Source organism: Arthrobacter sp. CAU 1506 (assembly GCF_005047635.1).
GTDB lineage: Bacteria > Actinomycetota > Actinomycetes > Actinomycetales > Micrococcaceae > Crystallibacter.
Map to the genome: position 1 here is coordinate 41,514 of NZ_SUKC01000019.1, position 23,602 is coordinate 65,115.

The following is a 23,602-nucleotide window of genomic DNA, read 5'->3' on the forward strand; positions in this document are numbered from 1 at the left end:
GCGGCCAATCCTTCGGAGCCGTCACGTAGAGTCCGGCCATTTAGCTTTTAGCCATACCCGGCACCCCTGGGTTGGTCGAGAGCCTACAACGCCCCCAATCCAGCCTCAATTACCGTAAGGATTTAGCTTTTGCCGTGCACAGGTGGGCGAGGGGAGATGCTACTGGTTTGCGGGTGTGGCGCTGCCTGTGCGTGCCGCGGAATTGTCTTCCGCGGAGCGGCCGGCGGCTTTCCTGCGGCGGCTGGCGGCGCTGGTTTCGAGTCCGAGTTTCTTTAGTTCCTCGGGGCTCCAGCCGTCCTTGGTGGCGCGCACGTAGGCGCGTTTGTCGTCGCGTTCGGCTTCGGCGAGTTGTTCTTTGAGGTCGGTGATCCGTTGGCGGGTTTTCACCAGTGCGGTGACGGATTCGATGCGTGAGTCCAGGAGTGCGCGGGCTTGGTTGCGTGTCTGTTCAATATCGAGGGGAGCCATGGTGCCAGCCTAGCCGGATGGCACGACAGGTCCGATCCACGTCCCGCAGGGCACCTGGCCCCGAAAAGCCGGCCCCGGCGGAGCAAGCTATACACTTACACGGGTGTAAGTGGTGAATCCTTTCGACAATGTGTTGTCGGTCGGGCACACTGGTGGGTGTGGTCCCCGTTTCGGGGTCGCTGCGCTGGGCTGTTGACGGGAAGGGGAGATGGGTGGCTGAAGATGATTCCTCCCGCTCCCGGCTCTCGCGCCGACGCCGCGCAAACGCACCGGCCGGGACAAAGAAGCGCCGCGACGTCTGGGTCACGGCGGAAGAGGAAGCCTCCCTCATCGCTCGTGCTGCCCGGGAGCGGGTGACAGTGCCCAACCTGATGATTTCCGCAGCGCTTTCGGAGCGTTCCGATTCGCCGACCGAGCGCCGGGCCATTGCCGCGGAGTTGATGTCTCTGCACAACTTGCTGGCCCGGTCCTCGAACAACATCAACCAGCTTGCGCGGCAGGCAAATGCCACCGGCGAGTTCCCCGCTGAGGCCCGTGAAGCACTGAAGTTCATCCGCTCTGTAGCCATGCGTATCGACGACGCTATTGACGGGCTGGTGTAGAGGTGATTCCGAACATCACCCGCGGTTCGCGGATGGCCGGCCTCATGGTCTACCTGGCCTCCACGGAGACGGACAAGACGAAGAACGCACACACAGAGCCGCATCTGGTGGCCGGGGATGCGGCCATCATGGCCTGGTACGACGACGGGGTATTGGATCGCGACGATGCGGTGGCGATTGCCAAGCATCTGGACCGGCCGCGCAAGGCGTTCGGAGTTACGATTCAGATCAAGGACATGGTCTGGGATGCGGCCAAGCGGGAGCGCGTCCACGTCGGTTACAAGGACGCGAGCGTGTGGCACTGCTCGCTGAGCCTACGCGCAGAAGAAGGAGCGCTGACCGACCCGCAGTGGGGTGATATCGCGAACGACTTCGTGGACTCGATGGGCTTCACCGAGGCCAGCGGCAAGGCTCGCTGCCGATGGGCTGCGATCAATCACGGAACCAGCGAGAACGGCAACCACCACATCCACATTGCGGTGTCCCTGGTCCGCGAGGACGGCACCAAAGCCTCCACCCATGGTGATTACCAGCGGGCCCAGAAAACCTGCCGGGAACTGGAGGCCAAGTACGGGCTGGAACAGCTCTCCACGGTGCACGCCGCCCGCGGCTACGATCGTGCCGAGAAGGCCACCGCGGCCAGGGATGACCGGGAAATGCACCGGTCCTCGCTGGCACGGAAGGTGCGTGCCAGCGCAGGCGCGTCAGCATCCGAAGCGGAGTTCGTCCGCCGCGCCCGCGACACCGGATTACTGGTCCGGCCGCGCTACGCGAAAAACACCACCGACGTCATTGTCGGGTACTCAGTAGCTGAACGGCCAAGACCGGGGGAGCGGCCTATTTGGTTCGGTGGCGGCACCCTCGCCTCCGACCTCAAGCTCACCGCCCTGCGGGAAGGATGGAGGGACTCGCCACAGTTGGCGATGGAAGCTGCAGCCGAATGGAACGCAGCTGCCCGCAATCAGCGCAAGGTGTCCAGGACCGGCCCCGAGAAGACAATTCCGCCGGCAGAAATGTGGGTGGAGTACACCCGTAACGCAACCGCACTGGTCAAGCAGCTGCGGGCACTGCCGCATGATGATCACGCCACGTGGGCGAAAGCTGCACGGGAAGTATCCGGTGCCTTCGCGGCGTGGTCGCACCGCCTGGAACCAACGCCCGGACCGCTGGCGGCCACCGCAGCTGAACTCTCCCGCACAGCCCAACTCAGGACCCCCAAGGCACACGGCAAGCCGGTGCCGCTGCCGTCCATTGCCGGGACGGCGATGCTGTTCATGGCGGCCTCGGGCAAGAACAAAACGGCTGCCCAGTCAGCGCTCATGCTGCAGCTGGTCAACACTGCCTTCGCCATCCACCAAATGCACCAACAGTCCGGACGAACCAGGGAAGCGCAGCGGCTCCGTTCCATCGTCACCGAGCAGCTGAAACCATTCGCAGCAGCCATGCCCGGACCCGTCACGGCCGGCGCACCGGAGCAGGCAGCACCAGGGCAGAGGCCGGTGCCGAAGTCGGTGGAGCTTGGCCTTCGCGGCATGGCACCCACCCGCCCAGGGTCGGCCGTGCCGACCACTCCAACACCAGCAAGAACCCACCACCACACAGGGCACGAGTCCGGACCTGTGCTCGACCGATAAAGAACCACGCCAAGGGATAAGGAGAACGGCATGAGTGAATCAGACGGAATGGATGATGTCCTGGACAACGGCATGCGGCAGGCCCTGCTGATGGCGTCACGCCTTGCCGAAACACTTGCCCGACGCCGGCAGGAATCCCTGCGGCAGCAGGAACACAGGGACGCCCAAGCAGCACACGAAGCCGGGACACGCCTCGCGGCCGAGCGCAGTGCCGCTCGCGCGGCACTGGCACCTGTGGAGAAAGACCAGTGGTGGGATAAAGCCCAGCCCCATGACATCGCCGCCGCGCACGCCGTCGCAGAGGGCTGGAAAGACCATGACCCCGCCGCCTTGGCAGCCTCGGAAAGAATCCGTCAGGAAGTCCTGACGCGCTACGCCATCGACACCCACGACGTCGGTGCGGACGGTGCCTATCTGGAGTCCTACATCCAAACCACCACAACGGAAAAGGCGCGACAGGACGCGCTGGCAGCCAGCCACGACGAGACGCGCAAGGCGGCGGCCGAACACGAGAAGGCCATGGTGCTGCTCGCAGCGGCCCGTGCCGAAGAACTCCGCACCCAGGCCCAGAAACTGGCCCCGGAAATGGAACGCCACCAAGTACCCGTCGAGTACCTGGCCAACCCCGAGCTCGCCCGGGCCCTGCAACGGGTACACAACGCGAAAACCCCCAACGCCGTGGCCGCCGCCGAGACCGAGATCAAGGAACGCCTGTACCTCATCGGCAAAGACGGCATCAACGGACCCGACATTGACCAACTGCGCCAAGAAACCGCCGCCACCGTCAACGGCGCCGACGACTCACACTTCAAAGATCCCGCGTTCGTCAAAGCCGCCAAGGACATGCGCGAAACCAGGCTCCTGGCCGAGGGCGGCTTCACCGGCTCGCAGTCCGCGTCAATGGAACAGCGCTACGAGAGAGCCGAGAAGGAACTCTTCGCACGCCTCGAAGGCGTCGGCCGCGATATCGAGAACCGTGTGGCCGGCAACGACAGCAGCCGACGTAATGACCGAAGCCTGAAGAGGGACAGCACATCCGCCGTGGACTATGGATCAGCAGAGCGCCAGGAAGCATTCGCCGCCTCCCTTGCCACTAGCGGCGCCAACGAAACCCAAATCCGGGGACGTGTCGCTGCGGAACGCAGTGAAGGCGCACACCCCAGCGCAGCCGTCGCCACAAGTAAAGGCGTAGCCAAGGCCAGGAAGGCCCGGGGCGGGCCCGCGATGGGGGCAGAACGAGGTAGAAGCAGTCCCAGCCGCTAAGCGAAAGGCCCGACGGATCAGTGCCCATCGATAGGATCAAAGGCATGTCTGACGCCCGTGACCTCGCCCTCCCTGCCGGCTACACCGAACTCCTCGCTGAACTAAAGGACCTAGTTCGGGCCGCACGCACCGAGGCGCTGCGCACCGTCAATAACCAGCTCATCGAAATGAATTGGTCCACGTGAGCGCACCCAAAAGAACTCCTAAAGCGGGTAAAACACGTCAAATTATCGGGTGGAGCAGAGACACGACCCAAAGCGGTCCAAGCCGTTAGAAACCCAGACAAAAGGACCATGGCATCAATGACCCGATGGAGGCCTCGTTTTGGGGCTGGCCCAGTCGAGGGCTCAGCAAAAGCAGACCGGATATTGGTAGCGGCAGAGTGCCCGGACAGACAAAAGAGGGGCTCCAATCGGGGTGGCAGGGCACTCCGCGTTTCGGCGCGCGGGTGCGCTGCACGGTCCGTCGTCAGTTGTCGGAAACGCTGCTTGTCAGGCAGCGTCGATGGCAGAGGCAGCCCGACAGATGGTAGCGAGTTATGCCGCAACCGACAGGGGAGCCCGTGCCTCGCGCGGAACGCCGTCGAGGCCTCCCTTTACGCCGGGGAGGTGCAGTGACAGGACGCCTTAACCAACAGCCAAAAGACCTCCGGGGAGCGAGAGAAGCCCTGCTTCGCCGGAGGTCTTTCAAAGCGGCCCGGTAAGCTGCGAGACAGCTACGCCTGCTGCAGCACTTGCGGCTCCTCGAGTGTTGAGCCCAAAACCTCGTGGGCGCGGCCGTCGCCTTCATAGCGGAGGTAGCCGCGTTGAATGTCGATCTGGTCGGCGAGATACTTGGCGTCGTGCCAGACGCCCCAGATAAAGCTCGAACCTCTGCGGGACTGCCAGGGCAGGCCGAGGAAGTAGACCCCGGGCTCGGTCGATACTCCGCGCTGCTGCTTCGGATGGCCCCGCTCATCGAGGGCATTGACCTGCAGCCAGCTGTAATCGACGCCGAAGCCGGTGGCCCAGATGATGGAGGTGACGCTGGCGGCGGCGAGATCCAGCTCGAGGATGGGATCGGTGACGCACTCTGGATCCGGTCCCAGCAGGTGCGCTTGGGGTTCTTCGGGAAGGTCCAGCCCGTTGCGTTCGATGAACGCATCGGCTTCCTGCAGCAGCGAGAGGTAGTTTGCGTCGCCGCGCTCTATGTTGTTGCGCAGGTCAGGGGCGAAATGCATCACGCCGTCTTCGTAGCGACCCGCGCGGCCTAGGAGGGTGATGCCGCTTGCTGCCAGTTCGCGGAAGTCTACGGTGTGGCCGCCGTTGGCCCCGCTCACTGCGATGGTCACATGCTCCGCGCCGGCGGGCGGTGCAGAGGCTTCCCACTTGCCCAGCACACCGAGCCACCACACGAAGTCACGGTCGCGGTAGCGACGCGGGGGACGATCGTGCGGACCGACGGCTAGATAGACCTGCCGGCCGGACTTGCGAATCTCATCGGCGATTTGCACCCCAGAGGAACCGGCGCCGACAACCAGCACACCGCCGTCGGGCAATTGCTGTGGGTTGCGGTAGGAGCTCGAATGGATCTGATGGATGCCTGCTTCCGCGGGCACGACGGTGGGGATCACCGGCTTTTGGAACGGACCGGTCGCAGCCACTATGTAGCGTGCGTCGACGGTGCCGTCGGAGGTCTCGGCCCGGAAGCCTGCACCGCCTTCCTTCTTCCGCACCGACGTTACCTCGACGCCGCAGCGGACCGGCGCGTTAAACGCACTGGCAAAGGCCACCATGTAGTCCGCCACCTGCTCCTTGGTGGGGAAGGCATCGGGGTGAACGTCGAACTCCAGCGTGGGAAAGCGGTCATGCCAAGCGGGCCCGTTCGCCACGAGACTGTCCCAGCGCTCGGAGCGCCAGCGCTCGGCGATGCGGTTGCGTTCCAGGACAAGGTGCGGCACACCTCGATCCGTCAGGTGCTCGCTCATCGCCAGGCCGGCTTGGCCGGCTCCGATGACGAGGACCTCGGTCTCTTGACTCGACATGCTCATCTCCAACTCGAATAGATTCACTGCCCGGCAAGGGTTGAGAGGCCCTGCCAGACGGCTGATTGTTGATTCCGGGTGAGACCAGCCAACAGCAGCCGGAACGCCTTGGCCAATAGTTGTTCACGGTTCACTTGATCGATTCTTCAGATAACAAGAGCCGCGGTTGATCGCAAAAAGCGCTTCAGTTTCTGAATCGGATTTGAAGATGCACTGCCTAAATTTTCACTGGTTTACAGATGTGACACAGTTCTCAAGAATGGGCTCAGACCGCGTACCGTCATCATCGATCAGGAGGATATTGTGCCCGACACAACCCATGTGCGGCTCCGGAAATTCAATACCAAAGAGACCTACCCCGAGCAGAACCTTGACAACGATCTCTGCCAAGCTGTTGTCGCCAACGGAGTGGTGTACCTGCGCGGGCAGATCGGCCAAGATTTGGAGACCCGCGAGTCGGTCGGTATCGGGGACGTGGTGGCACAGACCGAGCAGGCTATGAAGAACATCAAGATGCTGCTAGATGAAGCCGGGAGCAGGCTCGAGGACATCGTCAAGGTCACGGTGTACATCATCGACCCGCGCTACCGCGAGGACGTTTACCGCACGATGGGCACCTGGCTGAAGGGTGTCTTCCCGGTGTCGACCGGCATCGTGGTGCAGGCGCTCGCCCGTCCGGAGTGGCTCGTGGAAATTGACGCCATCGCGGTGGTCGGCGAGGTGGCGTCGGCATGACCTTTTCGCTCATTCTTCGGGACCGGGAGACGGGCGAGTTCGGTGCGGCTATCTCCTCATCCTCGCCTGCCGTTGCTGCCCGCTGCGTGAATCTTGCCGACGGGGTTGGCGGAGCCAATTCGCAGAACGTCACCGATCCGCGGCTCGGACCGAAGCTCATTGACCGGCTCGCGGCAGGTGAGTCTGCGAAGGAAGCCCTGGATGCAGTGGTTGACACCGTGGACCAGAGCATCATCGGCTACCGCCAGCTGGCTGTACTCGATGCCCAGGGCCGGGCTGCCGTCTATTCCGGTGACCGCGCGCTCGGAACCTATGGGGCTGCCATGCGGCAGGACGCTGTCGCCGCGGGCAACATGCTGGCGGACCTGAACGTGCTGGATGCCCTGGTGGATACAGCCCTCGGCGCCAGCGGCCGGATTGAAGAGCGGCTGTACGCAGCCATGCAGGCAGCGGTCGCGGCGGGCGGAGAAGAGGGACCCCTCCACTCCGCCGGCCTCTCGGTCGTCGGCACTGCCGGCTGGCGGGTCACCGATCTGCGCGTCGACTGGGCCGAGGAAGACCCCGTCGGCGAACTCGGACGCCTCCTGCAGGTGTGGCTGCCGCAGCGCGACGACTACACCAGCCGCGGCATCAATCCCGCTGCTGCTCCCTCCTACGGGGTGCCCGGCGATGAATGACGTGCTCAAGCAACGGATCGCCGATCGGCTGGAGAAGGTCGGCGACGATCTCATCGCCCTGTCGGAGCAGCTGCACGGCGATCCCGAGCTTGGCTGGCAGGAGCACCGTTCCTCGGCCGCGGTGGCGCAGCTGCTGGCGGCGCACGGTTTCGAGATCGAGCAACCCTACTTGGGCCTCGATACCGCGTTCCGAGCCGTCCTCGGCAGCGGGGACGGCAGCTTCACCGTCGGGTTTCTCGCGGAGTACGACGCGCTCCCCGGCCTGGGCCATGCCTGCGGGCATAACCTGATTGCCGCCATGTCCGCCGGCGGTGCCATTGCCTTGGCCGAAGTAGCCAGCGAGGCAGGCATCACCGTGGTAGTGATCGGCACTCCCGCGGAGGAAGGCGGCGGGGGCAAGATCGAGCTGCTTGAGCGCGGCGCTTTCCAGGAACTGGACTTCGCCCTCATGGCCCATCCGGCGCCGGTCGACGTGGCGGAAGCCCGGCCCTTCGCGGTAACGCACTGGCATGTGCAGTACGACGGGAAGGCGGCCCATGCGGCGGCCTACCCGGAGCGCGGCGTGAACGCCAACGACGCCTTCCTGGTTGCGCAACTGGGGATCGCGCTGCTGCGCCAGCAGTTGCCCCAGGGAGTCCGTGTCCACGGTGTGCAGACCCGCGGCGGCGAGGCCCCCAACGCCATTCCGGAGCGGACCGAGGGGCGCTGGTATGTCCGCGCGGACACTACGGAGCAGCTGCTGGAACTAGAAGAACGCATGCTCAAGTGCTTCGAAGCCGGTGCCCTGGCTACCGGTGCAAAGCTCACCGTCACCCCGGAGAGCAAGCGGTACGCCGAGATGCGCACCGATGACGAAGCGCTCGAGCTCTACCGCCGCAACGCCATTACCATCGGACGGGACTTCAACGTCGATCCGGTGGCAGCGGCGATGAACCGCGCCTCGACGGACATGGGCAATGTTTCCCAGGTCGTGAACGCCATCCACCCCTACATCGGGGTCGGTGGCGAGGCGAGCAATCACCAGCCGGCCTTTGCCGCCGCCTGTGTCGGCCCCGCGGCTGAGCGCACGCTGCGCGATGGCGCGCTGGCTCTCGCCTGGACGGCGTACGACGTCGGACGGCAGCGGGCCGCTGCCACCGCACCTCAATCTCTCCCCACCACCGACGCCCCACGAAAGGGGTCATCATGACTCGCACCCACGCCGAATGGAAAGCAGCGGCCGCTGCGCTGGAGTTCGACGGACGCCCCGTCATCGGCGGCGTACGCGTGTCCTCCCGGACCGGGAAAACCATCGAGAAACGGAACCCGGCCACCGGCGAAGTCATCTCCCAGATCCATGACTGCGATACGGCTGACGTCGACGACGCCGTCGCCGCGGCCCGCGCTGCCTACGAGGCCGGCGGTTGGTCACAGGCCGGCGCGGGCTTCCGCCGCGAACGCCTGCTTGAGTTCGCCCGGCTGATCGAGGAACATGCCGACGAGTTCGCCCTCTACGACACACTCGACATGGGCAAGCCGATCCGCGAATCCTCCACGATCGACGCTCCCGGTTCGGCGGCCCTCTACCGTTTCTATGCCGAGGCGATCGAGAAACAGGAAGACCTCATTCCGGTGACCCCGCCCGGTTCTACGGCGCTCGTAACCCGTGAGCCGCTCGGCGTCATCGGTGTCATCGTCGCCTGGAACTACCCACTCGAGATTGCGACGTGGAAGGTGGCGCCCGCGCTCGCGGCTGGCAACGCCGTCGTCGTTAAGCCGCCGGTGGAAGCGTCGCATTCAGCCTTGCTGCTCGCCGATCTGGCGGTGGAAGCCGGCATCCCCGCCGGCATCCTGAACGTGGTTCCGGGCCGGGGTTCGGTGGTGGGCAAGGCCCTGGCGCTGCATCAGGACATCGACATGCTCGCGTTCACCGGGTCTACCGAGGTGGCGAAGCAGTTGCAGCAGTACGCGGGCCAGTCGAATATGAAGCGTCTGGCGCTGGAAGCCGGCGGCAAGAGCTCCAACCTCGTGTTTGCCGACTGCGAGGACCTGGCGCTCGCTGCCGAGAAGGCTGCCTTCGGCAGCTTCTACAATCAGGGCGAAGTGTGCTCGGCGAATTCCCGTATCTTCGTCGAGCGCCCGGTGTATGAGGAGTTCCTCAAGCTCTACGCCAAGGCCGCGCAGGCCTACTTGCCCGGAGATCCGCTGGACCCCGAATGCGGCAGCGGCTCGCTGGTGTCGGAGGCGCACGCGGACAGCGTGTGGGCCACGATCGAGAACGCGCGCCGCGACGGCACCATTGTGGCCGGCGGGAACCGGCCGGAGATCAACGGTTCCCGCGCGTTCATCGAACCGACGATAGTGACCGACGTGCCCGCCGACCATGAGGTCCACACCCGGGAGATTTTTGGCCCCGTCGCAGTGGTGGCCCCCTTCGACACGGAAGAGGAAGCCATTGCGGCGGCAAACGAGACCCCGTACGGACTCGCCGCTTCCCTGTGGACCGGGAGCTTCAGCCGCGCGCACCGCGTGTCCGCTCGCCTGGTGGCCGGCACCGTCTCGGTAAACACGGTAGATGCGCTCGGGTTCACCACGCCGTTCGGTGGGTTCAAGCAGTCGGGATTCGGCCGGGACCTCTCGGTGCACGCGCTCGAAAACTACACCGACTACAAGACCACCTGGATGCAGTGGGGATGAACGCGGCGGAAGAGACCGCAGGAACCATGAGCCTGAAGCAAGACCCGTAAGCACCTCAATCCACAACCACCGCACGAAGGAGTGCACCATGACTGACACGATCAAAAACGCAAACCGCTTAGGCGGGAAGCCGAGGATCGTCGCGCTCGAACGCCGCCATATCCGCCCCATTCCGTTAAGCGAACGCCGCGGCACTTCGCGCGGGCTGTTTTTCGTGTGGCTCGGCATCAACATGCTCCCGCTGACGGTCGTCACCGGAGCGCTCGGTCCGACGCTGTTCGGGCTGTCGCTCGGGTGGACTATTACTGCGGTGGTGATCGGGAATGTGATCGGCGGGCTGGGCGCTGCGCTGCATGCTTCCCAAGGACCGCAGCTCGGGATTCCCCAAATGCTGCAGGCCCGGGGTCAGTTCGGATACTTCGGCGGGAGCCTGCTGGCACTTATCGCGCTCATCATGTTCCTCGGCTTCTTCGCTTCGAACCTGGTAGTGGCGGCCCAAAGCTTCGCCGCTGTCTTCCAATCAGATGCGATCAATACAGGGATCATCATCTGCGCCGTGATCGCGCTTGCCGTCGCAATCTTTGGCTACGATCTCGTCCGCAAGATGATGGCTGTGTTCTCGATCGTCATCGGTGTTCTCGTCGTCGTCTCGATCTTCGTCATCGTGTCGAACCCCATCACCTTCGCGGAGCACAACGAACTCGGCTTCAACCTGGCCGGATTCTTCGGCATGCTCGCGATCGGCGTCACCTGGCAACTCGCCTACGCCCCCTATGTCTCGGACTACTCCCGCTACATGCCGCACGACGGCGGTGCGAAGCAAGCATTCTGGGCGACCTACCTCGGGCTCGTCATCGGCACTGTGCTGGTCATGGTCCTCGGAGCGCTCGTTGGCCTCAGCACTGCCGATGGTGACGCGATGGCTGCGCTGGGACGACTGCTCGGCGGCTTCGGCCCGGTCGTGCTCTTCGCATTCGGCATCGCCTCCGCGGTGATGAACTCGTCCAATATCTACTCCGGCGTCATGTGTTCGCTCACCGTCTTTGAAACGCTCTCCGCCAAGATCCGAATTGATACGGCTAAGCGGGTCGGCATGACCGTGGCGTATGCACTTCTTGCGATGATCGGAGCACTGCTGGGTAAAGATAACTTCCTTGTCATCTTCGGCGACTTCGTCATAATCCTGCTGTATGTCCTGATTCCCTGGTCGGCAGTCAACCTCGTTGACTACTTCATCCTGCGCAAGGGCCACTACGTGGTGGACGACATGTTCCGCAGGGACGGAGGACGCTACGGTCGCTGGGACAGCATCGGGCTGGTTAGCTACCTCGTTGGAATCCTGGTGCAACTCCCGTTCATGGTGACCTCAATGTATACCGGTCCGTTTGCGGAGCCGCTCGGCTTCGTCGACATGGCATGGGTGGTTGGCTTCGCGGTGCCGGCCGTGATCTACGGCTTCTGGAAGCGTTCCGCAATCACCAGTGGCGCGGTCCGATGACCGCTCCGAGTCTTGTGATCACCGGCGCGCAACTGTGGACTCCTGCCCGCAGCAGTGCGACTGCCCTTGCCGTGGCGAATGGAAGGATCGCAGCAATCGGCAGCGACGGGGAGATCCTGACGCTTGCAGGACCCGAAACCGTGCGCATTGAAGCAGGCGGCGCCGCGGTGCTGCCAGGCTTCCACGACGGCCACATCCATGCCCAGGCGGGCGGACTCGCGCTTCTTGGGTGCGACCTGGAACGCGCGCACTCCTTGGAGGGATACTCCGCCCTTATCCACGATTACGCCGTTCAGCACCACGACGAATGGCTGGTCGGGTCCGGCTGGTTCGGCGACGTATTTCCGGGTGGCCTGCCGACACGGCAACTGCTCGACGAGATCGTGCCGGACCGTCCTGCAGTGTTGACCAGCCACGACGCCCATGGGGTGTGGGTCAATACGAAAGCTCTGGAACGCGCCGGCATCACCCGGGAGACACCTGACCCGGCTGCCGGCCGAATTATCCGTGATGAGCTCGGGGAGCCGACAGGCGTGCTCATGGATGCGGCGGGCGAACTCGTGACCCGCCTCATCCCGCCAAACCGCCCGGAGGAACTGTGCCGCGCTCTTCTCGAGGCCCAACAGCACCTCTTCTCCCTGGGGATTACCGCGTGGCATGACGCGATCCTAGGCGCTTACCTCACCTTGCCTGACAGCCTGCCTGCCTACATCGAGACTTTGGCGGACGGTTCGCTGCGGGCCCGGGTAACCGGTTCAATGTGGTGGCCGCCGGCAGCCGGACCGGACTATATCCCTGAGCTGTTGGAGAGGATCCGGGCTGCAGGGGAGGCCGGGTTCGAGGTGCGCAGCGTGAAGATCATGCAGGACGGAATCTGCGAGAACTGCACGGCAGCGCTCATTGAGCCGTACACCGGGGTGCACCCGGCAGTCCGGGGCGACTCGGTCATCAGCCCCGAACATCTCGGCGAGATCGTTGCGCAGTTGGATGCGGCCGGGCTCAGTATTCACTTCCATGGTGTCGGAGACCGCGCCGTGCGTGAGTGCCTGGACGCGGTCGCCCACGCCCGGCAACGGAATGGTTCGGGGCAGCGACACCAGATCGCGCACCTCGACGTCGTCGATCCAGCGGACTTTGGTCGGTTCGCGGAGCTGAAGGTGACGGCGAATCTGCAGCCTCTCTGGGCGCGCAACGACCAGGAAATTCTTGAGCGGAAGTTCCCGCTCATCGGCGAGGACCGGGCCCGCTATCACTTCCCCTTCGAATCACTCCGCCAAGCCGGAGCACACCTCGCGATGGGCAGTGACTGGCCGGTGACCAGTCCGGACCCGCTGTGGGGTCTCTACACCGCGAGCACGCGAACCGCCCCAATCGACGATGTGCATGCACTCAACGCGGAATCGCGCGTGCCTGCACAACCCCAGGAGCGTCTGGGGATTGATGACAGCATCTACGCCTACACACTCGGCTCCGCCGAGGCCTCGGGAATCGCGGACCGGATCGGTAGCCTCGAGTCTGGAAAGCTCGCCGACCTCGTGATTCTCACCGGTCCGATCGAGGGGGCCGAAAGCTTCGACCAAGTGCGCGTGGGCCGAACCATCCTCGGCGGGGACACGGTGTATGAGAGCACCCCGAGTTCTTAACCCTGCTTGTCGACTCGCTGACTACCAGGCTCCACCACAGTTGGTTTCCCCGGGGATGTCAGCAGTCAGTTACATGCCGCCTCGTCAGCCAGACAGTGCCATGCTCACGTCGCATGGCACTGCCTGGAATTTTGTCGTGGCCACATGACCCTTCGCTGACGCAAGCACGTGCCCCTTGCCGGATGACAGGATGATCCGCCATGGGGCTGCCGTTATCGTTCAAGGGTCATCAGGTCATGCTCTCCGAGCAGGTAGTGATCCCGTGTGGATGCCGGTGAGCGCAGCTTCGGACAGGGCCTCCACCAACTGCTCCGACGTCAGCAGCTGCTGGTCCAGGACCAGCTGAGCCACGGAAGTGTTGGTGGCCAGCGCCTTCTTGGCCAGTTCGGCAGCGGGCCGGTACCCAAGCAGCGGTGCCAATCCGGTGACAACGCTGATGGTTTCGTGCATCCGGCGTTCCAGGACGGTGATGTTGGCCTCGATGCCGCTGACGCATTTGGTGCGCAGAAGCCTGCAGGCATCGGCGAGCCACTGTATCGACTCAAGCAGCGCGTCCGCCATCACAGGTTCAAAGGCATTGAGCTGAAGTTGGCCAGCTTCCACCGCCATGGTCACTGTGGCGTCGGCCCCGACCACGCGGAATGCCACCTGATTGACCATTTCCGGAATGACCGGGTTGACCTTCCCGGGCATGATCGAAGACCCCGCCTGCACGGCCGGCAGGGAAATTTCGTTCAGGCCAGCCTGCGGGCCCGAGGACAGCAGGCGCAGGTCGTTGCAGATCTTGGACAGCTTCACCGCTGCACGCTTCAGCACTCCGGACACCAGGATGAACACCCCGGTGTCCGAGGTAGCTTCGACCAGATCCGCCGCAGATGCCAGCTGCAAACCCGTCACTGCGGACAGCTCCGCCAGCACTGCTTGGCGGTACCCCGGCACAGTGGTGATGCCGGTGCCGATGGCAGTGGCGCCCAGATTGGACTCGCGCAAATGAGGCTGCAGCTCCTGCAGCCGCGCCAGGTCCTCGCGCAGGGTCTCGGCGAAGGCACCGAACTCCTGGCCCAGGGTCATCGGCACCGCGTCCTGCAGCTGGGTCCGGCCGACCTTCAGGATGCCCGCGAATTCGCCTGCTTTTGTGTGGAAGGCATCGCTCAGCATCCGGTGCTCCTCGCATAGCGCCTCAAGCTCCCGGTGAAGGGCGAGCTTCACCGCAGTGGGATAGGTGTCATTAGTGCTTTGGCTGCGGTTGACGTGATCAATGGGATTGACGACGGCGTAGCTCCCCTTGGGGTGTCCCAGCAGTTCCAGCGCCCGGTTGGCGATGACCTCGTTCGCGTTCATGTTGGTGCTCGTACCCGCACCGCCCTGGATCCGGTCGACAACGAATTCTTCATCGAGCTTCCCGGCCATGACCTCTGCTGCTGCTTCTTGGATGACGGCCGCAATCTCTGGTTTCAGCAGCGCGTGGGATGCGTTCGCCCGGGCGGCGGCGTACTTGATAGCGCCAAAAGCCCACACAAGGGAGCGGAAGCTGCCGACGGGGCGCCCACTGACCGGGAAGTTCTCCAAGGCCCGCAGGGTGCTGATTCCCCAGTAGGCGTCGGCTGGAACGTTCCGCCCGCCCAGGCTGTCGCTCTCCGGGCGGAGCGATGTGGAGGTGCTGTTCTCAAGGGACGTGTTTGACATCGTTGTCTTTCTGGAATGGAGGTGTTGCCGGAGGGGTCGCAGTGCCAGCCTCCTCCACCGGAAGGAGCCGGACCGAGCGGCCCATCTCTACAATGCGACCCTTTGAGCTCATCTGTCGAACAGTTCTTTCCGCTTCCTTTGATCTGTAAAACCGATGGACTTCTGTATCCTGTTCGCATGGACATCACTCTGACCCAGCTTCGCTACTTCGTGGAAGCCGCCGCGCAACTGTCAATGACCCGGGCAGCGGAGCGGTTGAACGTGGCGCAGTCGGCGGTATCGGCTGCGATCGCCCAGCTGGAGCGGCAGGTGGGAACCCAGTTCTTTGTCCGCCAACGATCCAAGGGACTGGTGCTGACGCCGGCCGGCGAGCTCTTTGTGCGCGATGCGCAGTCGATTCTGGCGCATGTCGAGGAAAGCCTGGATAACGCCCGCGGGGAGCAGCGGAGTCTGGCCGGACGGGTCCGGCTGGCCTGCTTCACCACGCTGGCGCCTTTTCTGCTGCCGGGCGTGCTGACCAGGCTGCGAGCGAAGCACCCGGACTTGGTCTTGGACGTCATCGAGGCCGACACAGCCGGCTGTGTCAACGCGCTGCTCACCGGGCAGGCCGATCTGGCGCTGTGCTATGACCTGGACCTTCCCGACGGAATCGCCCGGACCGTGGTGGACGAAGCGCGCCCTTACCTTGCGCTGCCGCCTGGCCACCGGCTGGCGGAAAAAGCCGAGGTGGGGCTTGCCCAACTGCAGGGTGAGCCGTTCGTGCTGCTGGATATGCCGCATACCCGCGATCTCATGCTCTCGCTGGCTGCTGCCGGAGGCGGCGAACCCAACGTCAAGTTCCGGTCTGCCAGCTACGAGACAGTGCGGACCTTCGTCGCCCACGGCCACGGGTATTCAATCCTGCACCAGCGCCCGCACCATGACCTGACCTACGACGGCGGACGCGTCGTCGTCGTCGAGATCAAAGACAAGGTTCCGGACCTGCGGACCGTGTTGGCACACTTGGAAGCGCAGCGCCCGACGAGCCGCATTCGTGCTGTTGCTGCCGCAGTCCGTCAGCAGATCGTGGCAGAAAGCCCCAAGCGTTGAAGGGCCGGGACAACAACACCACGCCCTGACACTCGGCAGCCCGAACGGGGCGTCGCGTGCGGACGCCATTCCGCGCTACTGTGCGGACGTCGCCTCGGGCAGCGCAAGCCGCTGGAGTGCTTGTTCTATCAGGGTCCGCTGCCGCGAGCCGGACATTGAATGGGCGTCCAGCATGGACGTTATATGCAGCCCCATCATGAAATTCAGCAGTCCGTCGACGAAGTCGTCGGCGCGTTCGGGCGAACGATAGCTGCCGTCGTGCTCCGCTTCGGCAACGAAACGCAGCATGCGGTCCCGCCAGGCCTGCAGGGCCTGCCTACCGACCGCCCGCAGGTCGCCGGCGGTCTGGGCCCGTTGCCAGAAGGCCACTGCCACCCGGGCCTCGGTCACCGTCAGCGGGTCGGCCGGGATGATCTCCAGACACAGACTGCGCAACGCGTCCAGGCCGCGGCGTCCGTGCGTGCTGGCATCGATCCGTTCGTTGGTGCGGTCGCAGATCAGTTGGTAGGAGGCCAGCAGGAGTGCATCCTTGTTCGGAAAATAGTGCGAGAGGACTCCCGGTCCGGCGTAGCCGCACTCTTTGGCGATGTCGCGCATATTGACGTTCTCTATGCCGGAATCGGCAATGAGCCGCCATGTCGTTTCAATGATGGAACGACGGCGCTCCGCATGGTCAACTAACCGTGGCATCGGTCCCCTCAGTTTCCGTAGTGCTCCAAGGTGGATGAAAGCGGGGCGGGGGCGAAAACGTCCCTCACCCCACTGGCCGTCACCCTACCACCGCGTTGACTCGGCCAACGCGGTGGTAGGGGAGGCCTGCCTAGTGCCCGCCGTGCTCCGGGCCGCAAGCGGTAGCGCAGTGGTCCCGGGCCGAGGAGGGAATATTCAGGGTGGGGTTGGTGTCAAAGAAGCCGTGCGGTTTCAGACTGAAACCCGTGGTGTCCACCGGCATGATTGGCCAGTCTTCCGGACGCGGGAAGTGGGTCAGGCCGAAGCTGTGCCACACTACCAGGTCCCGGCCGTCGATATCCCGATTGCCAGCGATGTAGGACGGCAGGCCGGCACCTCCGGGGTGCTGGTTGACGAAGTCGCCGGCGGCGTAGAGTTCGCCGTCGCTGTGCTGGGTGACCCAAAGGTGGTGGGTCGCGAAGGCCGCCCGGGCCGCGATCGACGAATCGGGGGCCATGGCCAAGGTCGGATTGTTTTCCGGATATAGCGTGTATCCCACCGGCTTGCCCACGTGATTCAGCGACGTCGGGTTGCTGATGTGCCACACCCTCCCCACCGTCCCGTCCGCGTCCCGCACAGCTTCTTTCTCCGTGGACAGCAGGGTGCGCTTTTGGGTAAAGGCGTTGCCGTGCGGGTTGTCGCCCGACTTTGGCAGTCGGACCAGGTCCAGCTCTTCGACGCGGTTGGTGGTGCCGTCCAGCATCATATCCAGCCGGGCACTGAAAAGGTGCTGATGGAAGGGGGCGCCGAGCCCGGGAGCGATTTCCGAAGCGTAGGGATAGTCGCGGTCGGGAAGCGCGGCAGTGAAGACGATTCCGGTGGCCTTGGCCTCAAACTCGATGGTGCCGTCCAGATAGAGGTACCAGTAGAAGCCGTAGTCGTAATTCCCGACCGTGGTGAAGAATGAAATGACCAACCGGCGGTTCCGGCGTACTTCATTCGACTGGGCCCACTCGTCCGTGTGCTTCCAGAGGACGCCGGCGTCCTCCTCGTGGATGCAGATGCCGTTGGGGATGGTCCTCGGGTTGCCGAAATCGTCCGCGACAACAGGGGAGAGGTACGTAATCTCACCCAGGCAGTCGCAGCCCAACTTGAGCGAGTTAGCATCCCTGCCGACCAGGTACTCGCCGGAGTCGAAGTAATTCTGCCAGCTGCGGTAGGGCGAGGGATCGCCGTAGGGAACCACCATCTCGGAGATGGAAGCACGATGGATCAAGGGGCGGCGCCGGCCATCGAGCGTGTGGTGGAGTTGGTGCAGCACCACGCCTTCCCGTGCATCAAATCCAACCCGGAGATCCCAGCCAAGCCACGTCAGATGGTTGCCATCCATCGTGAAGCTTGGTCCTTCCGGCTGGCTGACCTCGATGGGTTTGAGGTCGGTCCGCAGCTCGCCGTGAACGGCAGCCTCGGTGTAATTGCCATTCACTTCGGGAATCGCAACCGGTCCGTCGTCGATCAGGCGGTCAACGCGCCGTCGCTCCACATCGACAAAGGCGACCAGCCCGTCAATGGGGTGTGCCCACGCGTGGTCACCCGGGTGGTCCTGCCGGAATCCCAGACCGCGCAGCAGACGCTTGCCCTCTTCGTTCTCATACTCGAAAACGCCGGCGGACAGCGGAGCCACGCGTACCTGCTCCGGCCGCAGGCCGCGGCTTTGCAGTGCCGCGATCCATTGTGGATCGACAGCAAGGATTTCTTCGATGATCTCGAATTCCTCCAGCAGGACCGGCAACTGTCCGTCCACTGCCGGGTCCAAACGGCGCTGCTCAATGACAGCCCCGCGCGTCAGCGAAACCAGAACGTCCAGGGAAGAGGACGCAGCCGCATCCCAGAGCATGATTCGCGCCTGGCGGTCGAGCAGTGCTTCAGAGCTGTCTGTCGAATAGAAGGCCGACTTAGGCGGCTCCGCCAGACCGAAATAGGCGAAGCGGGTCGATTCCGAGATCAGCTGTGCGGCTTCCAGCACCTCACGGGCGGAGCGGACTTCTTCCGCTGTCAGCTGTTCAAGAGGGTGCAGCGTTACGGGAGCCGGGCTGGTGGTGGTGTCGGGGGTCATGCTCATTCCTAGATGATCGGGGGACTTTTGGTGATACAACTGTTCTACCAACGTTCTGAATGTTACTCAGCTCACCCCGATTCGTAAAGGTGCCACTTTGGCATGACGGATGGTGGGCAACTGGAAGGAGTGCCTTATGGCCGTGGCCACCCGCAATGCCCTGGAGATAAGGCGGCGAGCATCGGTGGTCCTGTTGTTTTGCGCCTCAGGCGCAAGCTGCGTTGTCCATTTGGCTGCGAGCTTGGGGGCGCCTTCGGTTCAGATGGCTTGGGTGATGGCAGCTATGGCCGTGGCTTGTCTCGTATGTCTGATCCCGCTACACGCACCGCAGGGCGGCACTTCACGCCATTGCCTCAGTAGTGCATCGCACCTCATGGTCATGAGTGTTGTGATGATCGCCGTCCACCTGCTGTGGATTGTGATGTCCAGCAGGAGCGGTGGACATCAGCATGGGAGGGTGTCTTCCTTGAACGAGCATGGCCATGGCAGCCACGCAGCAGTGATGCTCCTTGTGATCGCCGTTGAACTTGCGTGCCTCATGGCGGCGACGGCCTCACGGCGGCTGGCCGAAGGGGCCCCGAAACGGAAATGGGCATCTGTCTGACCTCGCCTTAGCCGAGGCCTTTGGTGGAACCGTCGAGCGACCATATCGCTGCCTGCCAGATGCTTCGGCTGCCCTTCGTGCCAACAATGAGAACTGGTAGCCGGGCGCGTGCGTATCAAACTCCGTTCGCGTGGCATCGGATCTGCAGATGCAGACCATCAAAAAGACTCGTTTTACGTGATATGAATCACAGCCTAATGTGGGCTTACTGCTTGTGAGTGCGCTTTGCTCCTGAAAGGACATCCGATGGAACACTCATCCCAAACGGCTCTTGCACAGGAGCAGAGCCGTCATCTGCAAAAGACGCTTGGTCGGTTCGACATCCTGCTCTTGGTTGTCGCCGCCGTGGTGTCGATAGAAGTGCTGGGCCAAGTTTCGGGCTTCGGCGGAGAGACTTTCACCTGGACCCTCATCCTGGCTGTCACCTTCATGATTCCGTATGGATTGATATTCGCCGAGACCGGCGGCGCCTTCACCGAAGAAGGTGGCGTCTATGTGTGGACACGAATGGCTTTCGGCAGGGTAGTCGCCGCGATCACAGCCCTTTTCACCTGGGTGACCCAGCCGGTTTGGGTAGGCGGTGCGATGGCCTTCGTCGCTGTCGAAACCTGGTCGGAATTCGTCAGTCCGGTTGAAGTCGGCGGTGTCGGTGACTACTTTTTCAAGCTGGCGTTCATCTGGATCACCGTTACCTCTGCAATCATCAGCCTCAAGCACGGAAAATGGCTGCCTTCGCTCGGGGCTATCCTTAAAATCCTGTTCCTGGCATTCTTCCTTGTGATCACGGTCATCTACGGCATCCAGCACGGTTTCAACGGGCTAAACCTGGGCTTCTTCTCTCCAACACTGATGGGCTTCCTGGGGGTCACCCCGCTGCTGCTCTTCTCCTTCCTGGGGTTTGAATCCGGCAATAGCGCAGCCGGTGAAATGACGAACCCTGCCAAGGACGTTCCCATCTCCATTGCCCGGTCGTCGCTGATCGCAGCTGCGAGTTACCTTCTGCCCATCCTGGCCATCCTCCTGGTGGTGCCACTTGACGACATCACCGGAATCGGCGGGCTCTTCGGCGCCGTCGCGACCGTTTACACCGTCTTTGGGCCTGCAGCGGAAATCATGCTCACCATTTCCGCAGTTATCTTCTGCTTCGTCCTCGTTTCACAGGGCGCCGCATGGATGATCATCAGTGATCGGATGCAGGCCATGGCGGCAGCAGACGGGTCCTTCTTTGGCGGATTCTTCGGCCGGTTCCACCCGAAGCTCGGCACGCCCATTCGAGTCAATACGCTCTCAGGCGTAGTGGCCACCATTTTTATGTTCGCAGCCATGCAGCTCAGCGGCAGCAATGGAGCACTCTTCCAAGTGGTGCTCACGATCGCGATCTCAACGTTTCTGCTGAGCTATCTCCTGGCGATTCCTGCCGCCGTGCGCCTGCGCACCAAGTACCCCGATGAGGTCCGGCCGTTCAAGGTGCCGGTCTCAGACACTGGTTTCAAAGTCCTGGGCGCCATTTGCTTCGCTTGGATTCTGTTGGGTTCCTGGGTTGCCATTTTCCCAGGGACACTGGAAAGTCTCTTCGGCGTGGACTACAACTTCATGGACATCTGGGGCGTGGAGCAGTGGACATTTGAAGTGTTTGCGCTTGGAACCCTCGGCGGCATCCTTCTCCTGGGAGTCAGTGGCTATGTCCGCGGAAAGCCGGTCCGAGACGGACTAACCTTCGAAGGTAAAGCAGCCGTGCGGCGAGATATGGACGCCACGCCGCACGCGGGAGGTACGCCTATGCCACCAGCAGCGGTGCAGGCGACGGTACACGAAACGGAGTAGCCGCTACAGAAGCAACGAAAGACTGGGGGCAAACGTACATTGTCGAGCACGTCTGGAGGTGAAGGCGGCACAGCGCTATGTGCCGCCTTCGCGCTTTCCAATGACCTCTCCTCTGCAGTAGCAACCCTTTTACCGATAACCGTGGGAATGAGGTCATTGCCGGTTTTGGTTGGCCAACGCTGGAGTTACACGTTTGTCGGCCGGGTCGTGTTCCAAAGCGGCGGTGATTGCAGCTGGCGAAGGCAGTGTTGCTTGTTCGTCAGCGGGGAGGGCTTCGTACGTGTATGAGGTGACTGTGAGCGGCTGGGCGGAGCCATCGAGTGCGTAGCGAACGGTGCGCTCGTTCCGGGAACCGCAGACAAGTATGCCGACGGTGGGTGCCTGCCGCGGGAGGCGGAGCATGTCGTTTACCGCTGCGACGTAGAAGTTCAGCTGTCCCAGGTGCTCAGGCTTAAATTTTCCAGCCTTAAGTTCGACCACCACGTAACGGTCTGACGGCACATGGTACAGCAGAAGGTCGATGAAGAAGTCGTCACCGTCAACGTCGAGGTGATATTGCCGGCCGACGAAGGCGAATCCGGGGCCGAACTCGGCCAAGGTTTGGGCCATCCGCAAGGTCATGGTTTCTTCCATGGCGTGTTCTTGGGCTTCTTCGGTCAGGCCAAGGAAGTCGAGCACTAGTGGTTCTTTCGCCACGGCACGGGCCAGGTCTGTTCCTTCACCCGGGAGGCGTGCTTCGAGGTTGTTCGGAGCTGCGCCGGTCCGGGTGTGGAGGTCGGTGAGGATCTGGTGTTCAAGGGCGGCGACAGACCAGCCGTTCTGGACGGCTTTGGATGCGTACCAGCGCCGAAGTTTGTGGTCGTTGATCTTGTTGAGGAGCGTGACGTTGTGGTTCCAGCTCAATTGTCCAGACGGCGTCTGGACAATTGGTTCAGGTCCGGTCCATGCGGCCGCACCGTAACCCGCAGGGCACGACGCAGGCACAAGACGGGCACAACTAGGGCACAGGGCTGGCATAGCCGGGGCACCGGGGATAGGATGGTAGTGGATGGGAGGCTACTTATGACGATTGCACCAGGCGGACCGCGCCACAGGGCCGGGTCCGTGTTTATGGATATCACCGATATTGTCCGCGAGCTCTGCGACACCATCACCGCCCGGATGGTTGCCAGCCTCGCCGGGGTCAAAGACCCGGGCCAGGTCCGGAAATGGGCGAACGGCAAGCTGTCGCCGACTCAGCCGGCCGAACAGCGGCTCCGGTTCACCTACGACATCATGCACGAGATCGAGTCCGTCCAAGGCAGGAAAACCGCCCAGGCCTGGATAATGTCGATCAACCCCCGCCTCGGGTACGAATCGCCAATCAAGGCGATCCGCGAGGACCGTTTCCCGGAAACCGGTGCCGCCGTGAAAGCGGTGCTGGACGAGGGCTACGACGGTTGAAACAGTGGACCAGCACGACGGGCCTCGCCATCTTGGAGGGGCCCGTCACCATGTACCGGGTCTCGGTGGCCCGGGTCGGGCGCGGACCGCTCAACCCCAGGGAGCGCCCGGCCGATCCCGGTGACGACCGCAAGGACTGGAGCCGGTTCGACACCCCGGGCCTGACCATTTACGGTGCCTCCCGCCGCGATACCGCCTTCACCGAATCCCTGGCCTTCAAGGCGCCGTCTGCGCGCAACTACGCCTCGCTGGTTGAGATTGCCCAGGACCAGGGCATCAGTCTGGACCAGCTGCTGGACGAGCTGCGCAGCGCCGGCATCCCGGTTGACGGAATGGGGCCGGACTGGCGCCTGACTCGGGAGATCTTCACGCTCCAGTTTCCCGACCGGCTCTGGGTCGATCTGACCCACCCGGACACCGTGCAGGCCATCAAGGGCTCGGGCATCGCCGCCGCCGACCGGTTGACCGTATCCGACCTGACCGGAGATGAGCGTGCGGTGACAACCCTGGTCGCCCAGTGGATCCGCGCCCAGCAACTCGAGGGCGGGCAGCTGCCGGCCGGGATCAGGTATCCGTCGAAGTTCGGCTTCAGCGAGGGCGACTACTGCTGGGCAGCGTTTATCCCCGCCCCGAATACAGGATGTACCGTCTGCTCCGGCGAGGGCTTCGCCGCCAACGACCCGGACCTGCGCGTGGCCGTCCGGCGCACCGGGGTCAACGTAACCTGACGTCGGGCCGTCGTTACGCCTTGTTCCCCGGATTCATGCGCCAAACGGGGCAGGTGTCGACGGACCGGCGTATTCGCACTTCCTACGTATGTGCCGTCCTTTACTGGTAACCGTGCATATTTGATTCGGCACTATTCGCGCTGGACCGCAGCTGTATCTGGTGGTTAATTCACTGCCGGCTCGGCCGCCATGAGGTCCTGCTTTCCACCCCGTCGCTTTACGGA

At 63.4% G+C, this 23,602-nt stretch carries 20 protein-coding genes; 14 read left to right on the forward strand and 6 right to left on the reverse strand.

Going from position 1 to position 23,602, the window contains the following annotated elements:
* Positions 1–159 precede the first annotated feature (159 nt).
* Positions 160–468 carry a hypothetical protein gene (locus E4J89_RS17255; RefSeq protein WP_136787453.1) on the reverse strand — a complete coding sequence of 103 codons (309 nt, stop codon included), beginning with the start codon at positions 466–468 and terminating at the stop codon, positions 160–162.
* A gap of 212 nt (positions 469–680) precedes the next feature.
* Here E4J89_RS17255 and mobC point away from each other — a divergent pair, with 212 nt between their 5' ends.
* The 4 genes from mobC to E4J89_RS17275 are packed head-to-tail and all read left to right on the forward strand — an operon-like array spanning position 681 to position 4,152.
* Entirely contained in the window at positions 681–1,070 is a 390-nt protein-coding gene (mobC, locus tag E4J89_RS17260; RefSeq protein ID WP_240691962.1) for a plasmid mobilization relaxosome protein MobC, read from the forward strand.
* A gap of 2 nt (positions 1,071–1,072) precedes the next feature.
* Positions 1,073–2,704 (forward strand): relaxase/mobilization nuclease domain-containing protein, encoded by a 1,632-nt coding sequence (locus E4J89_RS17265; RefSeq protein ID WP_136787455.1) that lies wholly within the window; start codon positions 1,073–1,075, stop codon positions 2,702–2,704.
* Between the two features lie 30 nt (positions 2,705–2,734).
* The gene (locus tag E4J89_RS17270) at positions 2,735–3,967 is read left to right on the forward strand and encodes a hypothetical protein (RefSeq protein ID WP_136787456.1); all 1,233 of its coding nucleotides are present in this window, start codon (positions 2,735–2,737) and stop codon (positions 3,965–3,967) included.
* Positions 3,968–4,011: 44 nt separating this feature from the next.
* Positions 4,012–4,152: a hypothetical protein gene (locus tag E4J89_RS17275; protein ID WP_240691963.1), complete on the forward strand. Its 141-nt coding sequence runs from the start codon at positions 4,012–4,014 to the stop codon at positions 4,150–4,152.
* 530 nt (positions 4,153–4,682) lie between these two features.
* On the opposite strand, the gene E4J89_RS17280 is transcribed toward E4J89_RS17275, so the two are convergent.
* Entirely contained in the window at positions 4,683–5,990 is a 1,308-nt protein-coding gene (locus tag E4J89_RS17280) for an NAD(P)/FAD-dependent oxidoreductase (protein WP_136787457.1), read from the reverse strand.
* A 303-nt stretch (positions 5,991–6,293) separates the two neighbouring features.
* On the opposite strand from E4J89_RS17280, the gene E4J89_RS17285 reads away from it, so the two are divergent.
* The 6 genes from E4J89_RS17285 to E4J89_RS17310 all read left to right on the forward strand — a co-directional run bounded on the left by E4J89_RS17285 (position 6,294) and on the right by E4J89_RS17310 (position 13,219).
* Positions 6,294–6,725: a RidA family protein gene (locus E4J89_RS17285; protein WP_136787458.1), complete on the forward strand. Its 432-nt coding sequence runs from the start codon at positions 6,294–6,296 to the stop codon at positions 6,723–6,725.
* Positions 6,722–7,402 (forward strand): DUF1028 domain-containing protein, encoded by a 681-nt coding sequence (locus E4J89_RS17290; RefSeq protein WP_136787459.1) that lies wholly within the window; start codon positions 6,722–6,724, stop codon positions 7,400–7,402. Before E4J89_RS17285 ends, E4J89_RS17290 begins: the two co-directional genes overlap by 4 nt.
* Positions 7,395–8,591, forward strand: a complete 1,197-nt coding sequence (locus E4J89_RS17295; RefSeq protein WP_136787460.1) for a M20 family metallopeptidase — start codon at positions 7,395–7,397, stop codon at positions 8,589–8,591. Before E4J89_RS17290 ends, E4J89_RS17295 begins: the two co-directional genes overlap by 8 nt.
* Positions 8,588–10,078 (forward strand): aldehyde dehydrogenase family protein, encoded by a 1,491-nt coding sequence (locus E4J89_RS17300; protein ID WP_136787461.1) that lies wholly within the window; start codon positions 8,588–8,590, stop codon positions 10,076–10,078. The genes E4J89_RS17295 and E4J89_RS17300 overlap by 4 nt, the downstream gene beginning before the upstream one ends.
* Positions 10,079–10,166: 88 nt before the next feature.
* A complete protein-coding gene (locus E4J89_RS17305; RefSeq protein WP_169304052.1) occupies positions 10,167–11,576 on the forward strand; it encodes a cytosine permease in 1,410 nt (469 codons plus the stop codon).
* A complete protein-coding gene (locus E4J89_RS17310; RefSeq protein ID WP_136787463.1) occupies positions 11,573–13,219 on the forward strand; it encodes an amidohydrolase in 1,647 nt (548 codons plus the stop codon). Before E4J89_RS17305 ends, E4J89_RS17310 begins: the two co-directional genes overlap by 4 nt.
* A 234-nt stretch (positions 13,220–13,453) precedes the next feature.
* Here E4J89_RS17310 and E4J89_RS17315 read toward each other — a convergent pair whose 3' ends face one another.
* Entirely contained in the window at positions 13,454–14,905 is a 1,452-nt protein-coding gene (locus E4J89_RS17315; RefSeq protein WP_136787464.1) for an aspartate ammonia-lyase, read from the reverse strand.
* Positions 14,906–15,082: 177 nt separating this feature from the next.
* On the opposite strand from E4J89_RS17315, the gene E4J89_RS17320 reads away from it, so the two are divergent.
* On the forward strand, positions 15,083–15,994 hold the full coding sequence (locus E4J89_RS17320; protein WP_136787465.1) for a LysR substrate-binding domain-containing protein: 912 nt from the start codon (positions 15,083–15,085) through the stop codon (positions 15,992–15,994).
* A 75-nt stretch (positions 15,995–16,069) separates the two neighbouring features.
* On the opposite strand, the gene E4J89_RS17325 is transcribed toward E4J89_RS17320, so the two are convergent.
* Entirely contained in the window at positions 16,070–16,684 is a 615-nt protein-coding gene (locus tag E4J89_RS17325) for a TetR/AcrR family transcriptional regulator (protein ID WP_136787466.1), read from the reverse strand.
* A gap of 130 nt (positions 16,685–16,814) precedes the next feature.
* The gene (locus E4J89_RS17330; RefSeq protein ID WP_169304053.1) at positions 16,815–18,779 is read right to left on the reverse strand and encodes a primary-amine oxidase; all 1,965 of its coding nucleotides are present in this window, start codon (positions 18,777–18,779) and stop codon (positions 16,815–16,817) included.
* 850 nt (positions 18,780–19,629) lie between these two features.
* Here E4J89_RS17330 and E4J89_RS17335 point away from each other — a divergent pair.
* Positions 19,630–21,207 carry an APC family permease gene (locus tag E4J89_RS17335; RefSeq protein WP_136787468.1) on the forward strand — a complete coding sequence of 526 codons (1,578 nt, stop codon included), beginning with the start codon at positions 19,630–19,632 and terminating at the stop codon, positions 21,205–21,207.
* A gap of 153 nt (positions 21,208–21,360) precedes the next feature.
* Here the strand turns inward: E4J89_RS17335 and E4J89_RS17340 are convergent, their stop codons facing one another.
* The gene (locus E4J89_RS17340; protein WP_276606354.1) at positions 21,361–22,224 is read right to left on the reverse strand and encodes a PDDEXK nuclease domain-containing protein; all 864 of its coding nucleotides are present in this window, start codon (positions 22,222–22,224) and stop codon (positions 21,361–21,363) included.
* 45 nt (positions 22,225–22,269) lie between these two features.
* On the opposite strand from E4J89_RS17340, the gene E4J89_RS19475 reads away from it, so the two are divergent.
* A complete protein-coding gene (locus E4J89_RS19475; protein WP_169304054.1) occupies positions 22,270–22,650 on the forward strand; it encodes an XRE family transcriptional regulator in 381 nt (126 codons plus the stop codon).
* Positions 22,647–23,378 carry an RES domain-containing protein gene (locus E4J89_RS17345; RefSeq protein WP_169304055.1) on the forward strand — a complete coding sequence of 244 codons (732 nt, stop codon included), beginning with the start codon at positions 22,647–22,649 and terminating at the stop codon, positions 23,376–23,378. Before E4J89_RS19475 ends, E4J89_RS17345 begins: the two co-directional genes overlap by 4 nt.
* The last annotated feature ends 224 nt before the right edge of the window (positions 23,379–23,602 follow it).

Bases quoted from the DNA above. Each gene is read 5' to 3' on its own strand.
- E4J89_RS17280 (WP_136787457.1), bottom strand. From the start codon at position 5,990: ATGTCGAGTCAAGAGACCGAGGTCCTCGTCATCGGAGCCGGCCAAGCC.
- E4J89_RS17320 (WP_136787465.1), top strand. From the start codon at position 15,083: ATGGACATCACTCTGACCCAGCTTCGCTACTTCGTGGAAGCCGCCGCG.
- E4J89_RS17305 (WP_169304052.1), top strand. From the start codon at position 10,167: ATGACTGACACGATCAAAAACGCAAACCGCTTAGGCGGGAAGCCGAGG.
- E4J89_RS17335 (WP_136787468.1), top strand. From the start codon at position 19,630: ATGGAACACTCATCCCAAACGGCTCTTGCACAGGAGCAGAGCCGTCAT.
- E4J89_RS17270 (WP_136787456.1), top strand. From the start codon at position 2,735: ATGAGTGAATCAGACGGAATGGATGATGTCCTGGACAACGGCATGCGG.
- E4J89_RS19475 (WP_169304054.1), top strand. From the start codon at position 22,270: ATGACGATTGCACCAGGCGGACCGCGCCACAGGGCCGGGTCCGTGTTT.
- E4J89_RS17295 (WP_136787460.1), top strand. From the start codon at position 7,395: ATGAATGACGTGCTCAAGCAACGGATCGCCGATCGGCTGGAGAAGGTC.
- E4J89_RS17340 (WP_276606354.1), bottom strand. From the start codon at position 22,224: ATGCCAGCCCTGTGCCCTAGTTGTGCCCGTCTTGTGCCTGCGTCGTGC.
- E4J89_RS17290 (WP_136787459.1), top strand. From the start codon at position 6,722: ATGACCTTTTCGCTCATTCTTCGGGACCGGGAGACGGGCGAGTTCGGT.
- E4J89_RS17310 (WP_136787463.1), top strand. From the start codon at position 11,573: ATGACCGCTCCGAGTCTTGTGATCACCGGCGCGCAACTGTGGACTCCT.
- E4J89_RS17330 (WP_169304053.1), bottom strand. From the start codon at position 18,779: ATGACCCCCGACACCACCACCAGCCCGGCTCCCGTAACGCTGCACCCT.
- E4J89_RS17315 (WP_136787464.1), bottom strand. From the start codon at position 14,905: ATGTCAAACACGTCCCTTGAGAACAGCACCTCCACATCGCTCCGCCCG.
- E4J89_RS17300 (WP_136787461.1), top strand. From the start codon at position 8,588: ATGACTCGCACCCACGCCGAATGGAAAGCAGCGGCCGCTGCGCTGGAG.
- E4J89_RS17275 (WP_240691963.1), top strand. From the start codon at position 4,012: ATGTCTGACGCCCGTGACCTCGCCCTCCCTGCCGGCTACACCGAACTC.
- E4J89_RS17325 (WP_136787466.1), bottom strand. From the start codon at position 16,684: ATGCCACGGTTAGTTGACCATGCGGAGCGCCGTCGTTCCATCATTGAA.
- E4J89_RS17255 (WP_136787453.1), bottom strand. From the start codon at position 468: ATGGCTCCCCTCGATATTGAACAGACACGCAACCAAGCCCGCGCACTC.